The following is a 19076-nucleotide window of genomic DNA, read 5'->3' as shown; positions in this document are numbered from 1 at the left end:
TTTGGTCACCAACACTATTTGACACAGAACCAGTTTTTTAAATAAATAAAACCGCTATACACCAACTTCGAAACGTTGATATATAGCGGTTTCTATTAATGTTAAGAGTGGGATTCGAACCCACGACCTACGGTTTAGAAGACCGTTGCTCTATCCAGCTGAGCTATCCTAACAAAAGCTGCCAATCTTAAATGACAACTACTAAATTTTATACCAAGATAGTAAGTTCTGTCAAGCACTTTTTATCTTGGCTTAGGCAATTGTAAATATTTAGGCTTAAATAAATGCAATTTGTATGTTTGGGCTTCCTCATCGAAGGATAAGTTTTCAAAATAAATACGATCTTGTAAACCCATCCAGTTACCAATTTGATTAGGAGAAACTGAGATTTCAATTTCATCATATTGCTTCTTCAATTCATCGATAATAGCCACTAATAAATTTTGAATGCTATCACCAGACTTAGCACTAATCTGTATATTGGGTTGATTAAAAGCTAAAACAGCTTGACTGCTATCTAACTTATCCATCTTATTATAAACGAATAAATGTGGTATATCTAACATATCTAATTGCTTCAAAGTATCCAACACAACTGCTTCTTGTTCACTAGCATATGGTGAGGAAGCATCAATCACAATTAACATCAAGTCTACCTGTCTACTCTCTTCCAAGGTTGAATGAAATGAATCAATGATTTGTGGTGGTAAATCTTGGATAAAGCCTACTGTATCAGTTATAGACATTTGAAAGTGGTTGTTTAACGAAAATACGCGAGTTAACGGTGTTAAAGTTGCAAACAATTGATTTTCTTCTAAAGTATTCGCTTCAGTTAAAGCGTTGGTAATCGTAGACTTTCCAGCATTTGTATACCCAATTAAACCCAATTGAAAAATAGCGCCCTTTTCCCGATTCTCACGAGTTCGACTGCGATGTTTTTCAACTTCTTTTAACTCCCCCTTAATACGTTGAATATCGTTTCGAAGCACCCGACGATCTTGTTCAATCTTTGTTTCACCAGGACCTCTTGTCCCGATTCCCCCACCAAGTCTGGAGAGTGCATTATAGTTACCAGCTAATCGCGGTAAAAGATATTCATTTTGTGCTAAAGCTACCTGAAACTTACCTTCTTTTGAAGTTGCGCGCATAGCAAAAATATCTAAAATTAATTGAATACGATCAATTACTGGGAAATCCACAGCTTGTTGAAGGTTATTATTTTGTGATGGTGTTAATTGTTGGTAAAAAATAATTAAGTCAGCTTCTTTTACTTCAGCCTGCGACGCTAATTCATCTACTTTCCCTTTACCAATAAGGGTTCTAGCATCATAGCGTTCACGTTTTTGTGAAACGAATCCTACAACTTTTCCACCTGCTGTGTTCACTAACTCCTCTAATTCTTCAATTTGCATATCAAATTGACGGTCACTAATATCAGGTGTCTGAACTGCTGCTAATAAAACTTTTTGCATACATCTTCCTCCTTCTGAACCGAAAATCTATGCTAATGCACACTAGTGGTATTTAAAAAATCATCAACTAGTTTTAATAAATCCTGTAAATCTTGTGGATGTGCTACTAAATCTACCCAATGCACATCTGTTAAACGATTTTTGATCCATGTTATTTGACGCTTGGCATAACGTCTTGAATTTTGCTTTAAATCTTCTAAAGCAATATCAAGCGATATCTCTCCACGGATATAAGGAAATAGTTCCTTATATCCAATGGCTTTCATTGATTGTTGGTTTTTATCTAGATTTTGAGATAATAACCATTTACTTTCTTCGACAAGGCCTTGATTTACCATATCATCTACACGCTTATTAATTCTATCATATAGCACTTGACGGTCAGTATTTAAAGCAATAATACATAGATCATAAGGAGAAACATGATTATCATGTGTTTCTGACTGGTCAGAAAAGAGTTTATCTGAAAAAGTCCCTACTTCCAGTGCTCGAATAACTCTCCTTAAATTATTTGGATGAATTTGTTCTGCTGCCTTAGGATCTAAATCAACTAATTTTTGATAAACAACCTGGTTTCCTTCATTTTTAGCTAACTTTTCCATTTGCGTACGAAATTTAGGATGCTCTAGGTTATCGCCACCTAATGACAAATCATAAATGAAAGACTCCAAATATAAACCAGTTCCACCAACCAATATAGGGATTTTACCCTTAGCTAAAATATCCTCCATCGCCGCCTTTGCGTCTGACTTAAAACGGGAAACAGAATACTCTTCATCAACTCTAACATATGAAATTAAATGATGTACTGCTTCTGCTTGTTCACTTTTAGTTGGTGTCGCTGTACCAACATCTAAGGATTTATATATTTGCATGGAATCACCATTAATAATTTCGCCATTAAATGCTTTGGCTAATTTTAAAGATAAGCTAGTCTTCCCTACCCCAGTCGGTCCAGCTATCACGATTAGTTTGGGTTTCATGCGCCCACTCCTTCTATTTTACCGAAGATTTGCTTTAAATTGTCGATCTTCTTCAATCTGCTCTGCTGCTGCCTCTTTTGCAACTGCGGTAATGTTTGACCCAGTTAGCATTCTTGCAACTTCATTTATGCGTTCTTCATTTGTTAATAATAGTACATTGGTATATGTACGATCACTTTTTTCTTCTTTAGAAATAAATAATTGATGGTCTGCCATAGCAGCTACCTGTGGTAAATGAGTGATACATAAAACCTGAGCTTTAAGAGCAATCTCAAACATTTTAGTTGCGATTGCTTGTGCCACACGACCAGATACACCTGTATCCACTTCATCAAATATTATCGCTGTTACACCAGATGCATTTTGAAAAATAGTTTTCATGGCTAACATCAACCGCGACAATTCACCACCTGATGCAACCTTAACTAAGGGTTTAAATGGCTCTCCAGGGTTTGTCGCAATCATAAACGTCACATCATCCATACCATCTGGCCCTAATTCAGCCAATGGTTGCATATCTACACGGAATTTGGCCTTTTCCATATAGAGTGCTTGCATTTGCCTTTCGATTGCTTTAACTAATCCATCAATAGCTGCTCTTCTACTATCAGATAATTTCTGTGCTATATCTAATGCATTGCTATGTGCTTTTTTTACAGCGTTCTTTAACTTCTGTTGATTTGATTCACGATTTTCCAACTCTTTTAACTCTTCTTTAGCTTTATCCAAGTATACTAAAATTGCTTCTGTATTTTCTCCATATTTGCGGGTGAGATTTTTATAAACAGCTAATCGTTCGATAATTTCATCTAGTCGGTTAGGGTCATAATGTAGTTGGTCAACCTGATCTGAAATGCTAGAAGCTATATCTTGTAAGGCATAGTAAGTACCTGTTATTTGCTCGTAATAATCACTATAAGCCGAGTCAAAATCGCGAATAGTTTCCAATTCCCCAATAACTTGACCCACTAAGTCTATAATATTAAATTCTGAATTAGATAATAAACTATTAGAAGCACCTAATGCATCCGCAATTTTTTGAAAATTTTGTAGTTGATCCCGCTCAATAATCAAAGCTTCGTTTTCACCAACTTGCAAGTTAGCAGATTCGATTTCATTTATTTGAAACTTCAGTAGATCTACCCGCTGAGCTGCTTCTTGTTCATTTAAATCCTGACTATCTAATTTTCTTTTAGCAGCTTGATAACTAGCATATGCTTCTTTATACTCAGCCAACTTAGGAGCGATATCACTTTTTGCAAAGTGATCCAGCAAATGAATATGATTGCTAGTATTCATTAAAGTTTGATGCTCATTTTGTCCATGAATATCTACAATATGTGTCCCTAGCGCTTTAAGCATACTAACCGTCATAGAAACGCCATTGACTTTAATCGTATTCTTACCGTTAGTATCTAGTTGTCGAACGACCATCAACTGAGCGTCATCAAATGGTATATCATTATCTACCAGCATAGCTCGTCCTTCATCTGAAAGATCAGGCATATAAAAAATACCGCGTAAATCAAATTTTTCACTACCATAGCGAATGAAGTCTGTTGATCCACGACCTCCTACTAATAAGCCAACAGCATCGATAATGATTGACTTCCCCGCACCTGTTTCCCCAGTTAGAACGGTCATGCCGGTATCAAAATCAATCGTTAAATCTTCTATAATCGCAAAATTTTTAATTGTAAGATGCTGAAGCATTTACATCTCTCCCCTTATCTAACCATTTAGATATCCATCATTAATGAAAAACCGAATGCGCCTCTTCAATTACCGCACTTATATCAATGGTACAATCGATTTTCCCTAGTTCACCTTCTGTATTTGTTAATAGCATCAAGAATTCTATATTTCCTGACCCACCAGTAATTGGTGAGTAGGTCAAACCTGAAACATCATATCCTAAACCAATTGCAGTTTCCATTGTGTGAGTTATAACGTCTTTATGTACTTGCTTATCTCGTACAATACCTTTTTTACCAACTTTATCTTTACCTGCTTCAAACTGAGGTTTAACCAAGGCCGCAACCTGACCATTTATTTTTAAAATAGACCGTAAAGGCGGTAGGATTAAGTCTAAGGAAATAAAAGAAACATCAATGGTTGCAATATCTGGTTGTCCAGCCACAAAATCTTCTGGTTTTGAATACCGGAAGTTGGTTTGTTCCATGACCACTACACGGTCATCCGACCTCAATTTCCAGTCTAGTTGATTCGTACCAACATCCAATGCATAAGACATACTTGCACCATTTTGTAGTGCTACATCCGTAAAACCACCTGTGGACGATCCAATATCTAAAACTTTTTTATCAGTGAAATCGATAGCAAAAGTTTCCATGGCTTTTACCAATTTAAAACCACCTCTGGATACAAATGGTATATCTTCACCTTTTAAAGTTAATTTTGTTGTCACAGATAGTTTCTCACCCGGTTTATCCACTCTCTGGGCTTTTTCAGTATAAATTTGTCCAGCCATGATAAAACGTTTTGCTTTCTCACGTGAATCTGCTAATCCTTGCCGAACAACTAAAATGTCAGCTCTCTCTTTCTCCATTTATTCTCCTTATTTATTTCGCTAAATTTTTAAGTACTTCAAGAAACCTGCTAGTAGGTCACGGTCAAAAGTTGGTTCGATTTCTTGTATTTGTTTTAATATATCATTACATATATTTACTTTATCATCCAATGCTGTCAACGCACCATTAGTTCCCATTATAGATGGATAGGTACTTTTATTTAGATCAATATCTGAATGATTAAGCTTACCTCTTTTTTCGTCTGTCCACATTACTTCTTGTAAATCATTTTGAATTTGATAAGCAACGCCATAGGTCCAAGCAAAATCATCTAATAAAATTGCCACATCTTTAGATACTTGTGCAATTTGTGCACTGGCAAAAATTGCATATCTAATCAGTTCACCAGTTTTATGTTTATGTATATTCTGCATGGTAAGCAAATCTATTCGTTTGCCTTCTGAATCGACATCCATTACTTGTCCAGCAATCATACCCGTGCTTCCTGCTGCCTTCGACAACTCCGCAATCAATTTCACTTTCGTTTGATTGTCACTAATATAATCATCATTAGCTATCAGCGCAAACGCATCAGTCAGTAAAGAATCACCTGCTAAGATAGCGGTTGCCTCATCAAAGGCTTTATGATTTGTTAGCTTTCCACGACGATAATCATCGTTGTCCATTGCTGGTAAATCATCATGTATAAGGGAATAAGTGTGGATATATTCCAATGCAATAGCCGTATTTAACCCTAAGCGAATATCTGTATTTAAAGATTCTAAAGTTGCCAATAGTAGCATTGGACGAATACGTTTACCACCAGTATTTAATGAATATACCATTGATTCTTTTAATTGTTCTGGTTGTGTTTGTTCATATTGATCGACAGCATTAAGTATCGCTTCATCTAAAACTGGCAAATATTTTTCTATGAAAGTTGTTGCCTTCATCATACATCCCCTTGGCTTGTTGGTTCTTCAAATGCTTCGAGTTGTCCACTTTCTGACATCAGTTTAGTCATCGTTTCTTCCGCATTTTCAAGGGTTTGGCTACAATATTTGCTTAAAGCGATACCATCTTGAAATGCTTCCATCGACTCTTCCAACTTGATATCACCATCTTGGAGCTGATTCACAATTTCTTCTAATTTTTCTAATGCTTCTTCAAAAGATAATTTTGAGGTGTCAATAGACATTTATGATTCTCCTTTAATTTTAGATAATTGTTTCTTATCTGTTCCAGTAATTTGCGCGGTAATTTTTCCATCAGCTAATTGTATAGCTAATGAATCGCCTATATCCACCTTAGTAATTGAATCTACAGGCATTTTATTACTTGTTACGTAGGCAAAACCTTTACTCATACGTTTCAATGGTGACAATAGATCTAATTGTGAAATGGCTTTTTGCAGTTGATACTCTTTAGCTCTTATTTGCTGACTATGATTACTGATTAATTGGTGCTGTAAGTAATTCACTTTTGTATGATAAGTTCCTAATGTAGTCAATGGCGTTGATTGATATAAACTTTGGTCCAAATGTTGGATAGCCATTCTTTGTGATCGCATATTACTTTCTTGAGACTGGATCAGTTGAGCTTGTAGGTTTCTAAGTTTCAGTTGGTAACCTTCATATAATCTCAAAGGTTGCCTAAAAATATAAGCATTTTGATATTCTAATAATCGCTGATTAAGATATTGGATCCGATTTGCTTGCGCACGATATAACCTTGCCTGTAATTCTTGAATCCGAATTAATTCATCCGACAATACTGGTGTCGCAATTTCTGCCGCTGCGGTTGGTGTAGCTGCTCTCATGTCACTTGCAAAGTCTACAAGCGTCGTATCTGTTTCATGACCAACTGAGGAAATGATAGGAATATTCATTTTACGAACGGCACGTACCACTTTCTCTTCGTTAAATGGCCATAAGTCTTCTATTGATCCGCCACCACGTCCGATAATCACCGTATCATACTCACCATGTATTGAGACACGTTCTAAATTTTTCACTAATTCATCCGCCGCATATTTACCTTGAACTGCAGTTGGATAAAGTGTTAGCTGAACAATCGGGTAACGACGTTTAACTGTAGTAATAATATCTCTTATTACAGCTCCCGAGGGTGAAGTAATCACTGCTATATTCTTAGGAAAGTGTGGTATCGGTTTGGGATCAAACTGAAAAACGCCTTCCTCAGTCAGCTGCCGCTTCAATTGTTCATAACGTTGGTAGAGGGCACCAACGCCATCTGGCTCAAGGTGGTCTATATATAGTTGATAGCGCCCCGTTTGATTAAATACACCTATCCGACCGATAGCTAATACTTTCATACCATCTTCTAAGTCAAACTTTAACTGGTTAAAGGCATTAGCAAACATGACACCCGATAGGACAGCATGATCATCCTTTAATGAAAAATATTGGTGTTTCGCCCGTTTACGATAATTAGACACTTCACCAGTTACATAGACTTGATGTAGGTAAGGATCTTTTTCAAATTTCGTAGCAATATATTGCGTCAGCTGACTAACCGTTAAGTAATTTTTGTCAGACAACATCTGTCACTTCCTCTAGTCTATCAATCATCTGTTTAAATACCATTAACTTAGTAACTGGTCCAACCCCTCCTGGAACCGGGGTAATGGCATGTGTTTTTTCTGCTACATTTTCGTAGTCTACATCTCCAAATACTTTACCAGTCTCATCATAAGTTGTACCGATATCAATAACCGTAGTCCCTGGTGAAACCATATCTGCAGTTAAAAATTTTGGAATACCAACAGCCACACAAATAATATCTGCTGAACGTGTTAATTCTGCCATATTTTCGGTTTGACTATGGGCAAGCGTAACCGTTGCGCCACGTTGCAACATTAATTCAGCTAAAGGTTTACCTACGATAGTTGACCGCCCAATCATTACTGCTCTCTTACCTTTGAAACTTGTATTCACTTCATCCATCAATGTAATTGCCGAAAGTGGTGTATTCGGCACACGACTCTGATTACCTGCTAGCAAATTCCCCAAATGTATTGGGTGGATAGCATCTAGATCTTTATCCGGATCAATAGCAACATTGATTTTTTGAAAATCAATTTGTTTTGGTAGCGGCATTTCAATCATGATGCCTTGTACACTGTTATCTTCATTAAGACGTTTAATGATTGCTAATAATTCCTCAGTTGTTGTTTCATTTGGACAAGAAATTAATTCATGTGCTACGCCAATTTTATCAGCAAACTTTGTTTTAGTTCGTGCATATGATGCACTTGCCTCATCATCACCACAAAGAATAATCACTATCTTTGGGTGAATACCATTATCTTTCAATTCACTAACTCTCTGTTTTAATAAATCAGTTTGTACCTTAACAAATTCTTTTGAACGAATTTCTATCATGATTGCCCACCTTATTCAATTTGTAATGTAACAAGTATATCGAATGTTTCACTATAATAACAGTCATGTACTGATATTATACCTACATAAATTAATCATCATATATCACGAATTTTAAAAAGCCGGGACTTAAGTCCCGGCCTCTAACACTCCAAACTATTACTCAACCATATTCTCAGCACTTACATTTGTTTTATGCTCATCGTTTGTATCTTCATTGGCTTTTAATTCTGCTAAGATATTCGATAAAATACCATTTATAAATTTACGCGCACGATCGTCTGAATAAAGTTTTGCTAACTCAATTGCTTCATTAACTGCAACTACTCGAGGGACAGTTTCTTTATCCGTAAATAATAATTCAAATACTGCAATGCGTAAAATTTGAAGGTTTACTAACTCTAAACGTTGTACCGACCAATTACCATGAATGTGGTTATCGATCATTTGATCTATTTCAAAGCGATTGGCTTTAACACCTTCTACTAATGTACGTAAATAAGCGGGAACAGTCACATCTTCAGTTACATCCGGTAATTTATCAAAATGATTTTTTGTTGAAATATGCTCAATACTATCCTTCAACTTAATTGCATGGTTTTCATACTCAATAAATTCTTCTTCTGTTAATTCTTCAAAGTTAACCTTCTGACCCAATTTCTTATGATTTTGAAGAATATGCTTGAAGGCACTTTCTAAAGAAAGTTGTGGATTGAACTCTTGTTGATAAGATATTAATACAGCGAGTTCTCTAATTTGTGATAACCCTAATTTCATACTTGTTCCCCTTAATACGATTTATTTACTTGTTTTTTCCATAGATAAGTTCGTCACATGTACATTCACAACATCAATCGTAATATCTGTCATAAATTTTACCTGATCGATTACCTGTGTTTGAATATTTTGAGCAACTGCAATAACTGCAGAGCCAAAATATAATTCAACAGACATATCTAGCACCATTTCATTTAGATCATTTTGATAAAGGATTACTCCGGCATCACGTTGGAAAACATCTTGAATAGTCTTATTCGCACGTTTAATTGCCCGAACACCTTCACTTTGTAAGGCAGTTGCTGCGGCAATGTTTTCGATTACTTGAGGAGCAATTTCAATTGCACCAGTAGATTGCAGCTGATTTTGCTTGTATGCTTCATTATTGTTAGCCATTGTCGTTCACTCCTTATATCAAATTACGCGCGTGAAATATACTCTCCACCATCAGTGGTATTAATGACTAATTTATCACCAGCGTTAACAAAGAACGGCACATTAACCACTACACCTGTTTCCATAGTAGCTGGTTTTGACCCACCTGAAGCTGTATCTCCCTTTATTCCAGGTTCAGTCTCAGTAACTACTAATTCTACAGTTTTTGGTAATTCAACACCTAAAACTTCGGCACCAAAAGTGATGACTTTTACTTCCATATTTTCTAACATAAATTTTAGTTCATCATTAATTTGATTTTCCGGAATTTCTATTTGTTCATACGTTTCATTATCCATAAATACATGAATATCACCATCCGCATATAGATATTGCATATCGCGACTTTCAATATGCGCAGTTTCTACTTTTTCACCTGCTCGCCAAGTTTTATCTAACAATGCGCCAGTCCGTAAGTTTTTTAATTTTGAACGCACAAAAGCAGACCCTTTACCCGGTTTAACATGTTGGAACTCCACAACACGGAATAAGTTTCCGTTATCTTGAATCGTTAATCCTGTTTTAAAATCGTTTGTTGTAATCATATTTACATCTCCTAAAAATTTAATCCTATCAAAATTATAACACATTAAAATGCATCCTGGCTCAAAAAGTCGGATGCATTCGTTCATTTGCACTAAATCAGATGATAATCAAATGGCGTGGTGAGTGAGTAAGCACTTTATTACCATCTTCTTTTAAAATCAAATCATCTTCAATTCTGACGCCACCGATACCCTCTAGATAAATACCAGGTTCGTTAGTGATAACCGTATTCACTTTCAATACTTGTTTATTATGCATACTTGCGTTTGGTGACTCATGAATATCTAAACCAATAGAGTGACCAAGTGAATGTCCAAAGTCATCTCCATATCCATGGCTAGCTATAAAATCACGTGCTATTGCATCCATTTCTTCACCAGTCATGCCTGCTTTAGCCTGCTCATTTACAAGCTGGTTAGCTTGAAAGACAATATCATATATTTCTTTCATTTTACTTGTAGGTTCCCCTACAGCAATCGTTCTAGTAATATCAGAGACATACCCATTATAGTAACAACCATAATCCAAGGTCACGATATCTCCTTCTTCAATTATTTTATCAGAAGCAACACCGTGTGGCATTGCGGAACGATAGCCTGAAGCAACAATCGTTTCAAATGATACACCACTAGCACCTTTACTTCGCATATAGAAATCTAATTCATTTGCGACTTCAATCTCTGTCATCCCTACTTTAATAAAGTCTAAGATATGGTTAAAAGCTGCATCTGCAATTTCACAGGCGTGTTGAATAGTAGCAATTTCTCCTTCATCCTTAGTCTGACGTAAAGCTTCTATCATACCAGATGCAGGAATTAATCGAGCAGAAACAATATCTTCTAGCTCATCGAACTTCGCAACTGTCATATATTCTTCTTCATAACCTAATTGACTCAGATTTTCGTTTACCACCACAGATTGTACAAATCTCAAAGGACTAGTATGAGCTGCTGATCCACCAGCAATGATGATTTCAAAACCTATACACTGTGCTTTCGCTTGTTCTCTGTATCTAAAATCTGTAATGAAGTAAGCTTTATTAGAAGTAATTAACGCGGTACCACTTGTTCCAGTGAATCCACTGATATATCTTAAGTTAAAAGGATCAGTGACATAATATGCATTAATGCCTTCAGCTGCCATGCTTTCTTGCAAAGCACTTATTCTGTTTTCCAAACTTTTTCACCTCATATTGACTAATCTATCTCTCTAAATAGAACCACTTTTATAGCCCAATTAGTATAGCATATATCAGCTTTTATTGAAAATTGCCTTTACTCACCCCTGAATTTGTATCAAATTATCTTACATTTAATCATGATATATTATTTATTTTTTCTCCTATCATAGGGTATATCTTTGTAGGTATACTGGGAACTGTTTTTTACTAATTTAACTCTAGTATTAAATTGACCATTTTTTAGTTCTACATACACACTTCCTTTATTAAAAGACTTGGTCCATTCACCATTAGCTAATATCGTCTCATTTGTAATGTTATCTTTTTCATCTAATTGTTTGTCTTGATTTACATCATTCGAATCGATTTTGGCTCCATTCATTTCCTTTTCTATTTCTTTGCTTTCGTCTATTGACATATTATTTCTATCCTCTAACCTCTTAGAGGATTCAAGGCTATGCTTAGCGATAATATGTTCAACTGCAAGCCTGGAAAGTATTTGTGCTTGATAAGAAGCATGTATCTCTTCATTCAGTTTAATTTGACTACTATACATACTCAAATTGACTAAATATATAATAGTTAGAATAGACATGAACAATAAGGAAGTATATAGTATAAATCCTCTTTTTCTCATCTACTTATCACCTTTTTCTAGAGGTAAAAGTACTTGATACTGTTTTCCGTCAGATAGTATGACAGTAAACAAATAATTACTAGATGTTACTGCTTTAATATTTAAACTAGTAGCATTAGGGATTTTAGGCTCGTAGCCACCATTTAATCGGTAGACAATCCAGTCAGTATTTCCCTTTGCCTTCTGATAACGAAATGTACCTATTTTTTTATCTTCTATTATCGAAAGACTGTGTGCTGTTGAAGAGACCAGTTTGGCTTGATTATGATCTTGTAAAAATTGAAATGAAAAGACGTCAAAATCATCATAAGCGATTTTTTCAAAGTATTGATAAATATCCATTTCTAATCCCATAACTGCTATAAAAGTGAACTGAATGAGTGCATAAAAAAATAAACCATAAATTAATTCTAGTAAAGTAAAACCTTCCTTATGTTTTGTGTGTCTTGAGTTAGTTTTGAATCTTAAATTTCTCGACTTTATCATATCGTTGATCCTCCAGCATTCCTCTAGCTAAATCTATGCTAATACCTTCATGAATACTAGCGCCAAATTGAACAGCATTTAACTGATGAAACTGTTCACGACTCCGAGCTAATGCGGCTTCACTTTCGCCTAATTTCTGGATTTGGATTTGTTGATTTGCAACCAATAAAACTACCATCATTCCTATCAAATAGATACCGATAAGAGACTCTACTAACATAAAACCCCGTTTATACTTGTTATTGGTATGTTGTGAGCGTATATATTCATTTTTCTTCAACTCGATAGCGACCTCCTGTTAATTGAAATACAATGGCATAATTTTTTGTTGGTGTAATTAAAGTAATTGTCTGTGCACCCACATTTCCTGAAGGTGTGATAGTAATTCTATTAATTTTGTTAAAAGTAGTTTCTTCAGGAAATACAAAAGTTTTATCATCTGGTAAAGATTTAGTTAGATCTCCCCTAAACTCAACTGTATTTTCTTTAAAAGTCACAAAGTACACGCCTTTTCGAACTACGGTCATCTTGTGTACATATTCAAAATGTTGCATGACATTACGCACCATTACTTTTGATTCATAGCGAGTATTAGCTTCTCTTGCATATGGGACCGCAAGTATTAGTGATAATGATAAGGTAAATAGTACCAGTATTAATTCAAGAAGGGTAAATCCCAATTTACTTTTAAAGTTGTTTTTCAAGATCTACCCCTCCTAATCATCTAGAATTTTTCTAATTTACTTTTTTATAGCATTATATTGATTTAATTGATCTTGAGTAATATAGCCGTCATTTGCTAATTTTTCAGCTGTAACGCTTTGTAGGCCATCATTTTCTAATAAATATAAATTTTTTTGTGCTTCAACTGTTTCAACTAACGCTTTATCCGTCTTCGCTTTTGCATTATTTGCTTGTTCTGTCATATTCGGTATAATGAGCAGTAGCAAGGCTGCTACAATAAATAGGACCAAAACCATCTCGATCAATGTAAACGCTTTGTTTTTTCGACACTTTATAATTAAGTTCGTTAATAATTTTTTCATAATAAATTCTCCTTATAGTGTTCCTAACATTGTCAGCATAGGTAACATTAAAATTAAATAAACCATCACCACACAAATGGCGACACTAAGAAATAGAAAGGTCTGAATCATTTTGATTCGTTTATCAATCGTTTCATATAAGAGCCTTAGCGTCCTTTCACTATACAGCCTTGTCTTAATTGCTAATTGATTCAACAACTCACCTTGGATAACTATCGCTGGAAATTCATGGGTAAACACATTTACTGCTCTTAAACTATCTGCAAATGATACACCTTGGTAATATTTTTTATCTAAATATTCACCAAATGCCTGTAAAAAAGCCACCTCATTTTGATTCATTAAAGATTCAGTAATTTGTCTTACTGAATAGCCTATCTTAAAGAGTTGGCTAAATTCGTAAGCAAAAAATTGTGTGTAGTAAATTCTACAAATTTTGCCTACAACTGGTAATTTCACATATAGCTTTGCTCTATCTAATGGGTTAGTCCGCTTCTTCCAAAAATAATAAAGCGTAAGGATAGTGAATATTGCTATAGTGAACCCTATGACGATTAAAGGCAGCTCTTGCAAGAAAATTAATAACCCTGTCAATAAACTGTTACTTTCACCCACTAACATCGTCTCTAGTTGAGGCAAAAGGAATATACGTAGACCAAATAACATCCCAATCATCAAAGCAATTAACACTAACGGATAAATCAATACACCTTTTAGTTTTTTCATCTGTAGGTCACGCTCTTGAATGTACTTTGCAATTACTTCTAGCCCTAACCCAAATTGACCATATGCTTCTGCAACCTGGATTTGATAAGCTACATTTCCATGGATTTTCATGATATGAACAACTTGGTAGAAATATTGACCAGCTGAAAATCCTGTGCTCATTTTCCTAAATGATATTGCTTGTTTAGGATAAATGATCATTAAAAAGTCAAAAATTTCTAACATTGGAAAACCTTCTTGGAGCATTTCAGCAATATATAAGAGAACATTTGCCTGTAATTGAGGGTTCCAAGTCGATGTGATTTCAGTATTCGCTAACTGTTTCCAATCGATACTCTTCCATAGTGTTTTTCGTAATATAGCCATTGGTATAGGCCTCCTTTAACAATAAATTGAGCGATTGAAAATTATTTGGATAAATATGATTTAAAATAAAATTACTCAATTCCTCACTATGAAGTAGCTCAAATAAAGCGATCTTTTCTGTCAAATTACTTACGGAATTAGATGTTTTAGGTAGCAGCCGTTGGGCAACAACCAAAAGGAGTGTTTGTACTAATTGTTCATTAGTAATGCCCAATTCCTTTAATCTACCAATCACACCAAAAGTATTCTTTGCATGAACAGTGGCTAATACTAGATGACCAGTTAATGACGCTCTTATGACCATTCTAGCTGTTTCCTCGCTACGAATTTCACCAATTAGAATAATATCAGGATGGTGACGCAAACTAGCGGTTAACAGTCGATCATAGGTGATATCCGCCTTTTCATTAACTTCCGTCTGCAGAAAAGTTGGTTCTTTAATTTCTATTGGCTCTTCTATCGTTATGATTTGACTAGCCCTTGATTGATAAGCATTTCTAAGTAACTGATAGATGGTTGTGGTTTTTCCTGAAGATACTGGTCCAGAGAAAATAATTAACCCACTCTTACGCTTCATGTATTTATTCATAATGTCATAAGCTTCTTGATTTAAATGATTAGATTCAAATTCATAGGTTAACTTATCATGGAAAACACGAATAACTAAAGATTCGTGCATAAGATAATTAGATATTGAGGATAGACGTAATTCAATTTTTTCATCTACCAAGTCATAAACCATTGCCCCATCTTGTGGCATTCGTTTTTCACCCACATCCATATTCGCCATATATTTCAATAACCGAATCAACTGACTACCTTTTTCAAAGTCAAAGGTATTCTGCAAAATTAATTGGTGTCCGTCTCTAAGAAAAACGTGGTATTCCTCTCCTTCTGGCAGTATATGAATATCATCAGACCTTTTTAATAATGCCATACTAATAATTTCATCAATAATTTCTTTCAACCTACCACCTCCAAGTATTTTAAGATCATATAATTTATACGAAAAATATTTGCAAATGCACTAATAAAATGAAAATAATATGCAAAAAAAAGCGCATCTCATTTTTTTGCCCACTTTTGCATGATAAGCTACCGTTTTAATTTTGAATTTTTTTTGAAATGATATACTTTAAGTTAGGCCATAAAAATGGCACAAAAAAAAGGGAGGGAACTGCAATGGATGACATCGTAAATCGTTTATATCAAATTGAAAATACGGCTAAAGATGCGGAGAATACGGTTCAAAATCAGAAAATGAAAATTAAAAAATCTTTTGATGATAAAAAACGCGATTTTTTACAAGCATCTAATGAGGCTTATGCAAAAAAAATCGAAACAACCAAAGAATCGTTTAGTTCTGAAGACTATGAAACTTCTCATAATCTTTCTGCCGAATTTTCCCGTAAAATGCAACGCATTCAAGAAATTCTTGACAATGAACGCGGTCTTTATGTAGACAAGTTCATGGAAAAAGTAACAAAGCTTGGAGTCGATGAAATTGGATAACTATACTGCTATAGATACAAAAATTCATGGTATGCGGAAGCATTTACTGACTAGTGAAAAAATAGAAGCCCAAGGGGATGTTCGTACATTAAATGAATTGTACACATTGATCACTGAAAATCCTTCTTACAAAAAAGCAGCAGAAGTATTAAACACTGATGTCTCTTCGCGTGAAGATATTGAGTTGATGCTTAATTACGGCAATTTCTTTGAGTTTTTAAAGATATATCGATTTGCCTCATTACAACAACGCGCTTTCCTTAAACGATATGCAATGTTTTTTGAAGCTTGGTTTATCAAACATACCCTAAGATCGGTAGTTAATCGTGGTGAAACAACAGTCATCATGAGTCCTGTTACTCACTATCTTGATGATAATCGTAAGTTCAAAACTACAGAACTCATCATGGCAACCGATGTGAAGACCGTTGTAGATGCACTTGCTGACACCATTTATGGACCTTTTTTCCAAAATTATAGCAATTTATTTAGTCAAAATGACTATCAACGCTATGAATTTGAAATCGCCTTTGACCAATTCGTTATCCAACAAATTTGGCATGGCGGCAAAAAATATCTAACAGGAGAATCGCTAAACGGTTTTAAGAAATTGTTTGGTGCTCGTTTTGATATTTTAAATATCTTTACAATTTATCGTTTGAAATTCCTCTATCAATTAAGTAATAACGAAGTGACTTCTGCTCTAGTGGATGCTCATTATCGCTTAAACGATGAGTATATTGATCGATTGCTAGAGGCACCTGATATTCGTAATTTCGAAATCACAGTTGCTGAGCTAGGCTATGGTGATATTTTTGAACATTTATCAACTGATGAATCCCTTCAAAAATATGAAATAGCGTTTTTAAGTTCTTTACAACGGCATCTAGCAACAAGAGCGCCGAAATCTATGTATGCAATTATTCATTATTTAGAAGATAGCCGTCGCTCATTACTAATGTTAGAAGAATTAACTGAACGAATTTCATATAAAAATATTTCACCCATAGAAAGGAGTTTAAATCAATGATAACCGAAATGCGCTTAGTCAATATTACAGGTCCTCGTGACGATATTGACCGGATGGCGGATCGTTATTTGACCCACTATCCTATCCATTTAGAAAATGCATTGAAGGAGTTGTCAGAGATTCGAACACTTCGTCCCTATACAAGTCCAAACCCTTACGAACCTTGGGAAGAACGAATTGATAACTTATTAGATTACACAAACGTCGAACATGGTAAAAACATCCACATAGACAAACCAATGTCTTTTACGGAAGCACAATCTTTAGTGAACGAGGTAGAAGCCAGCCTACAAAAAGAACGCGAAGCAATTGCGAAGGTTCAAGCCGAACATGATGAAGCAAACGAAAAATTATTAATGTTTAGACCTTTCCAATCGATTGATTTCACCCTTGATAAAATTTACGAAATGAATCATATTAAATTCCGTTTTGGTCGCTTCACTCGTGAAAACTACCGTAAATTTAAAAAATATGTCGAAACAATGGTACCTGCTATCTTCGTTGAAAGTGAAGAAACTGAAAAATATGTTTACGGTGTATACTTCACACCAGATGAAGCACGACAACGTGTGGATGCCCTTCTTTTCTCATTAGCTTGGGAACGAATTTACTTACCTGAAGAAAGTGGTAGTTTCCGTGAAATTACACACAAATATCAGAATCTAGTAGAAGAAACTGAGAGCCAATTAATTCAATTAAAACGAAAAATGCGTGCTTTGGTTACACCAGTTGCCCCAGACTTATTAGCGGCTAAGAGTCGATTAATGGACTTATCACAGGCTTTTGGTGTTCGAAAATTTGCAGCGATTACGCGTGAAGAATTTGCACAGAAAGAAACACGTTACTTATTAATTGGTTGGATGGCACAATCTGACGCACAAAAATTCAGCGATGAAGTAAAGAATGATCCAAACGTAACGATGTATATAGAAGATGAAGATGATAATAGTCATTTAAATCCTCCAACCAAAATGAAGAATAATTTCTTAATCCGTCCATTTGAGTTATTGACCAAGATGTATGGTGTTCCAAACTATCGCGAACTTGACCCAACGGCGATTGTAGGTATTTCTTACTCCCTTCTCTTTGGTGCCATGTTTGGAGATGTGGGACAAGGTTTAATGCTATTTTTAGTGGGACTAATCGGATTCTTTAACAAGAAATTACGTCCAATCGGTATGCTAGCGCCAATTGGTTTGAGCTCAACCATCTTTGGTTTTCTATACGGGTCTATTTTTGGATTTGAAGATGTGATTCCTGCTTTGTGGTTACATCCAATGACTCATATGACTGATATTCCGTTCTTTGGAAGCTTAAATACAGTATTTATCGTAGCTGTTGCCTTTGGTATGTTTATGATTTTAGCAACAATGATGATGAATATCGTACAACGATTTAATGCTGGAGAAAAATGGGAAGCTATTCTTGATAAGAATGGTATTGCCGGTTTTCTTTTCTACTTTGTTTTAGTAGCCATGCTGATACTATATATGTCTGGACATACAATTCCAGCAATTGGTATTTTAATCGCTATCCTAGCATTAACCTTAATTACAATTGCCTTTAAAGAAGAAATTATTCATAAATTAGAAAATCACAAAGAAGCTAATGGCGATAATATCGTAATTAAAGCTTTAACTATCTTCTTTGAAACTTTTGAAACCCTACTAACTTACTTCTCAAATTCAATTTCATTCGTTCGTGTGGGTGCTTTTGCGATTTCCCATGGCGCTATGATGAGTGTGGTATTGATGTTTGCTGGCGCTGAGAATAGCGGTAATATCAACTGGTTAGTAGTCATTTTAGGTAATTTATTTGTAACTGGTTTTGAAGGGTTAGTTGTGGCTATTCAAGTTTTACGTCTTGAATTTTATGAAATTTTCAGTCACTTCTATCGTGGCGATGGTATTGAATTTAAAAATATTTGGATTAAAGATTAAAGGAG

At 35.1% G+C, this 19076-nt stretch carries 22 protein-coding genes and 1 tRNA gene; 3 read left to right on the top strand and 20 right to left on the bottom strand.

What is annotated here, in order from left to right:
* Positions 1-99: 99 nt before the first annotated feature.
* The 20 genes from HMPREF3116_RS07720 to comGA all read right to left on the bottom strand — a co-directional run bounded on the left by HMPREF3116_RS07720 (position 100) and on the right by comGA (position 15556).
* Positions 100-173 (bottom strand) — tRNA-Arg (locus tag HMPREF3116_RS07720).
* 69 nt (positions 174-242) lie between these two features.
* The gene (gene hflX, locus HMPREF3116_RS07715) at positions 243-1472 is read right to left on the bottom strand and encodes a GTPase HflX (RefSeq protein WP_070468932.1); all 1230 of its coding nucleotides are present in this window, start codon (positions 1470-1472) and stop codon (positions 243-245) included.
* Between the two features lie 32 nt (positions 1473-1504).
* On the bottom strand, positions 1505-2455 hold the full coding sequence (gene miaA / locus HMPREF3116_RS07710) for a tRNA (adenosine(37)-N6)-dimethylallyltransferase MiaA (RefSeq protein ID WP_070468930.1): 951 nt from the start codon (positions 2453-2455) through the stop codon (positions 1505-1507).
* Between the two features lie 18 nt (positions 2456-2473).
* Positions 2474-4168 (bottom strand): DNA repair protein RecN, encoded by a 1695-nt coding sequence (gene recN / locus HMPREF3116_RS07705; RefSeq protein WP_070468928.1) that lies wholly within the window; start codon positions 4166-4168, stop codon positions 2474-2476.
* Between the two features lie 40 nt (positions 4169-4208).
* Positions 4209-5024 (bottom strand): TlyA family RNA methyltransferase, encoded by an 816-nt coding sequence (locus tag HMPREF3116_RS07700; RefSeq protein WP_070468926.1) that lies wholly within the window; start codon positions 5022-5024, stop codon positions 4209-4211.
* 21 nt (positions 5025-5045) lie between these two features.
* Positions 5046-5939 carry a polyprenyl synthetase family protein gene (locus tag HMPREF3116_RS07695; RefSeq protein ID WP_070468924.1) on the bottom strand — a complete coding sequence of 298 codons (894 nt, stop codon included), beginning with the start codon at positions 5937-5939 and terminating at the stop codon, positions 5046-5048.
* Positions 5939-6184, bottom strand: a complete 246-nt coding sequence (locus HMPREF3116_RS07690) for an exodeoxyribonuclease VII small subunit (protein WP_070468923.1) — start codon at positions 6182-6184, stop codon at positions 5939-5941. The genes HMPREF3116_RS07695 and HMPREF3116_RS07690 overlap by 1 nt, the downstream gene beginning before the upstream one ends.
* Complete coding sequence (gene xseA / locus HMPREF3116_RS07685) at positions 6185-7549, bottom strand: exodeoxyribonuclease VII large subunit (protein WP_070468921.1); 1365 nt, start codon at positions 7547-7549, stop codon at positions 6185-6187.
* Positions 7539-8390, bottom strand: coding sequence for a bifunctional 5,10-methylenetetrahydrofolate dehydrogenase/5,10-methenyltetrahydrofolate cyclohydrolase (locus HMPREF3116_RS07680; RefSeq protein ID WP_070468920.1), 852 nt, complete (start codon positions 8388-8390; stop codon positions 7539-7541). Before HMPREF3116_RS07680 ends, xseA begins: the two co-directional genes overlap by 11 nt.
* A 159-nt stretch (positions 8391-8549) precedes the next feature.
* The gene (nusB, locus tag HMPREF3116_RS07675; protein WP_070468918.1) at positions 8550-9167 is read right to left on the bottom strand and encodes a transcription antitermination factor NusB; all 618 of its coding nucleotides are present in this window, start codon (positions 9165-9167) and stop codon (positions 8550-8552) included.
* A 21-nt stretch (positions 9168-9188) separates the two neighbouring features.
* The gene (locus HMPREF3116_RS07670; protein WP_070468916.1) at positions 9189-9563 is read right to left on the bottom strand and encodes an Asp23/Gls24 family envelope stress response protein; all 375 of its coding nucleotides are present in this window, start codon (positions 9561-9563) and stop codon (positions 9189-9191) included.
* A 23-nt stretch (positions 9564-9586) separates the two neighbouring features.
* A complete protein-coding gene (gene efp, locus HMPREF3116_RS07665; protein ID WP_070468914.1) occupies positions 9587-10147 on the bottom strand; it encodes an elongation factor P in 561 nt (186 codons plus the stop codon).
* A gap of 97 nt (positions 10148-10244) precedes the next feature.
* A complete protein-coding gene (locus tag HMPREF3116_RS07660; RefSeq protein WP_083272814.1) occupies positions 10245-11324 on the bottom strand; it encodes a M24 family metallopeptidase in 1080 nt (359 codons plus the stop codon).
* 149 nt (positions 11325-11473) lie between these two features.
* Entirely contained in the window at positions 11474-11965 is a 492-nt protein-coding gene (locus HMPREF3116_RS07655; protein ID WP_070468912.1) for a hypothetical protein, read from the bottom strand.
* Positions 11966-12451: a hypothetical protein gene (locus HMPREF3116_RS07650; protein ID WP_070468910.1), complete on the bottom strand. Its 486-nt coding sequence runs from the start codon at positions 12449-12451 to the stop codon at positions 11966-11968.
* A complete protein-coding gene (locus HMPREF3116_RS07645) occupies positions 12417-12731 on the bottom strand; it encodes a type II secretion system protein (protein ID WP_246819077.1) in 315 nt (104 codons plus the stop codon). Before HMPREF3116_RS07645 ends, HMPREF3116_RS07650 begins: the two co-directional genes overlap by 35 nt.
* Positions 12718-13155, bottom strand: coding sequence for a prepilin-type cleavage/methylation domain-containing protein (locus tag HMPREF3116_RS07640; RefSeq protein ID WP_070468908.1), 438 nt, complete (start codon positions 13153-13155; stop codon positions 12718-12720). Before HMPREF3116_RS07640 ends, HMPREF3116_RS07645 begins: the two co-directional genes overlap by 14 nt.
* A 36-nt stretch (positions 13156-13191) precedes the next feature.
* Positions 13192-13497, bottom strand: coding sequence for a competence type IV pilus major pilin ComGC (comGC, locus tag HMPREF3116_RS07635; protein WP_070468907.1), 306 nt, complete (start codon positions 13495-13497; stop codon positions 13192-13194).
* Between the two features lie 12 nt (positions 13498-13509).
* On the bottom strand, positions 13510-14589 hold the full coding sequence (comGB, locus tag HMPREF3116_RS07630; protein WP_070468905.1) for a competence type IV pilus assembly protein ComGB: 1080 nt from the start codon (positions 14587-14589) through the stop codon (positions 13510-13512).
* Complete coding sequence (comGA, locus tag HMPREF3116_RS07625; RefSeq protein ID WP_070468903.1) at positions 14528-15556, bottom strand: competence type IV pilus ATPase ComGA; 1029 nt, start codon at positions 15554-15556, stop codon at positions 14528-14530. The genes comGB and comGA overlap by 62 nt, the downstream gene beginning before the upstream one ends.
* 215 nt (positions 15557-15771) lie before the next feature.
* Here comGA and HMPREF3116_RS07620 point away from each other — a divergent pair, with 215 nt between their 5' ends.
* From HMPREF3116_RS07620 to HMPREF3116_RS07610, 3 genes are read left to right on the top strand one after another with little or no spacing between them, the layout of a single operon-like run.
* Positions 15772-16101 carry a hypothetical protein gene (locus HMPREF3116_RS07620; protein ID WP_070468901.1) on the top strand — a complete coding sequence of 110 codons (330 nt, stop codon included), beginning with the start codon at positions 15772-15774 and terminating at the stop codon, positions 16099-16101.
* Positions 16088-17131, top strand: coding sequence for a V0D/AC39 family V-type ATPase subunit (locus HMPREF3116_RS07615; protein ID WP_070468899.1), 1044 nt, complete (start codon positions 16088-16090; stop codon positions 17129-17131). The genes HMPREF3116_RS07620 and HMPREF3116_RS07615 overlap by 14 nt, the downstream gene beginning before the upstream one ends.
* Positions 17128-19071 (top strand): V-type ATP synthase subunit I, encoded by a 1944-nt coding sequence (locus tag HMPREF3116_RS07610; RefSeq protein ID WP_070468896.1) that lies wholly within the window; start codon positions 17128-17130, stop codon positions 19069-19071. Before HMPREF3116_RS07615 ends, HMPREF3116_RS07610 begins: the two co-directional genes overlap by 4 nt.
* Positions 19072-19076 lie beyond the last annotated feature (5 nt).

The organism is Aerococcus sp. HMSC10H05 (assembly GCF_001806975.1).
Lineage (GTDB): Bacteria > Bacillota > Bacilli > Lactobacillales > Aerococcaceae > Aerococcus > Aerococcus viridans_B.
Note: the sequence above shows the minus strand (reverse complement) of the source record. Positions and strands in the feature narration are given on the sequence as shown.

What these genes read in the sequence shown, in the direction of transcription:
- hflX (WP_070468932.1), bottom strand. Translation starts at nt 1,472, where the DNA reads ATGCAAAAAGTTTTATTAGCAGCAGTTCAGACACCTGATATTAGTGAC.
- miaA (WP_070468930.1), bottom strand. Translation starts at nt 2,455, where the DNA reads ATGAAACCCAAACTAATCGTGATAGCTGGACCGACTGGGGTAGGGAAG.
- recN (WP_070468928.1), bottom strand. Translation starts at nt 4,168, where the DNA reads ATGCTTCAGCATCTTACAATTAAAAATTTTGCGATTATAGAAGATTTA.
- HMPREF3116_RS07700 (WP_070468926.1), bottom strand. Translation starts at nt 5,024, where the DNA reads ATGGAGAAAGAGAGAGCTGACATTTTAGTTGTTCGGCAAGGATTAGCA.
- HMPREF3116_RS07695 (WP_070468924.1), bottom strand. Translation starts at nt 5,939, where the DNA reads ATGAAGGCAACAACTTTCATAGAAAAATATTTGCCAGTTTTAGATGAA.
- HMPREF3116_RS07690 (WP_070468923.1), bottom strand. Translation starts at nt 6,184, where the DNA reads ATGTCTATTGACACCTCAAAATTATCTTTTGAAGAAGCATTAGAAAAA.
- xseA (WP_070468921.1), bottom strand. Translation starts at nt 7,549, where the DNA reads ATGTTGTCTGACAAAAATTACTTAACGGTTAGTCAGCTGACGCAATAT.
- HMPREF3116_RS07680 (WP_070468920.1), bottom strand. Translation starts at nt 8,390, where the DNA reads ATGATAGAAATTCGTTCAAAAGAATTTGTTAAGGTACAAACTGATTTA.
- nusB (WP_070468918.1), bottom strand. Translation starts at nt 9,167, where the DNA reads ATGAAATTAGGGTTATCACAAATTAGAGAACTCGCTGTATTAATATCT.
- HMPREF3116_RS07670 (WP_070468916.1), bottom strand. Translation starts at nt 9,563, where the DNA reads ATGGCTAACAATAATGAAGCATACAAGCAAAATCAGCTGCAATCTACT.
- efp (WP_070468914.1), bottom strand. Translation starts at nt 10,147, where the DNA reads ATGATTACAACAAACGATTTTAAAACAGGATTAACGATTCAAGATAAC.
- HMPREF3116_RS07655 (WP_070468912.1), bottom strand. Translation starts at nt 11,965, where the DNA reads ATGAGAAAAAGAGGATTTATACTATATACTTCCTTATTGTTCATGTCT.
- HMPREF3116_RS07650 (WP_070468910.1), bottom strand. Translation starts at nt 12,451, where the DNA reads ATGATAAAGTCGAGAAATTTAAGATTCAAAACTAACTCAAGACACACA.
- comGC (WP_070468907.1), bottom strand. Translation starts at nt 13,497, where the DNA reads ATGAAAAAATTATTAACGAACTTAATTATAAAGTGTCGAAAAAACAAA.
- comGB (WP_070468905.1), bottom strand. Translation starts at nt 14,589, where the DNA reads ATGGCTATATTACGAAAAACACTATGGAAGAGTATCGATTGGAAACAG.
- HMPREF3116_RS07620 (WP_070468901.1), top strand. Translation starts at nt 15,772, where the DNA reads ATGGATGACATCGTAAATCGTTTATATCAAATTGAAAATACGGCTAAA.
- HMPREF3116_RS07615 (WP_070468899.1), top strand. Translation starts at nt 16,088, where the DNA reads ATGAAATTGGATAACTATACTGCTATAGATACAAAAATTCATGGTATG.
- HMPREF3116_RS07610 (WP_070468896.1), top strand. Translation starts at nt 17,128, where the DNA reads ATGATAACCGAAATGCGCTTAGTCAATATTACAGGTCCTCGTGACGAT.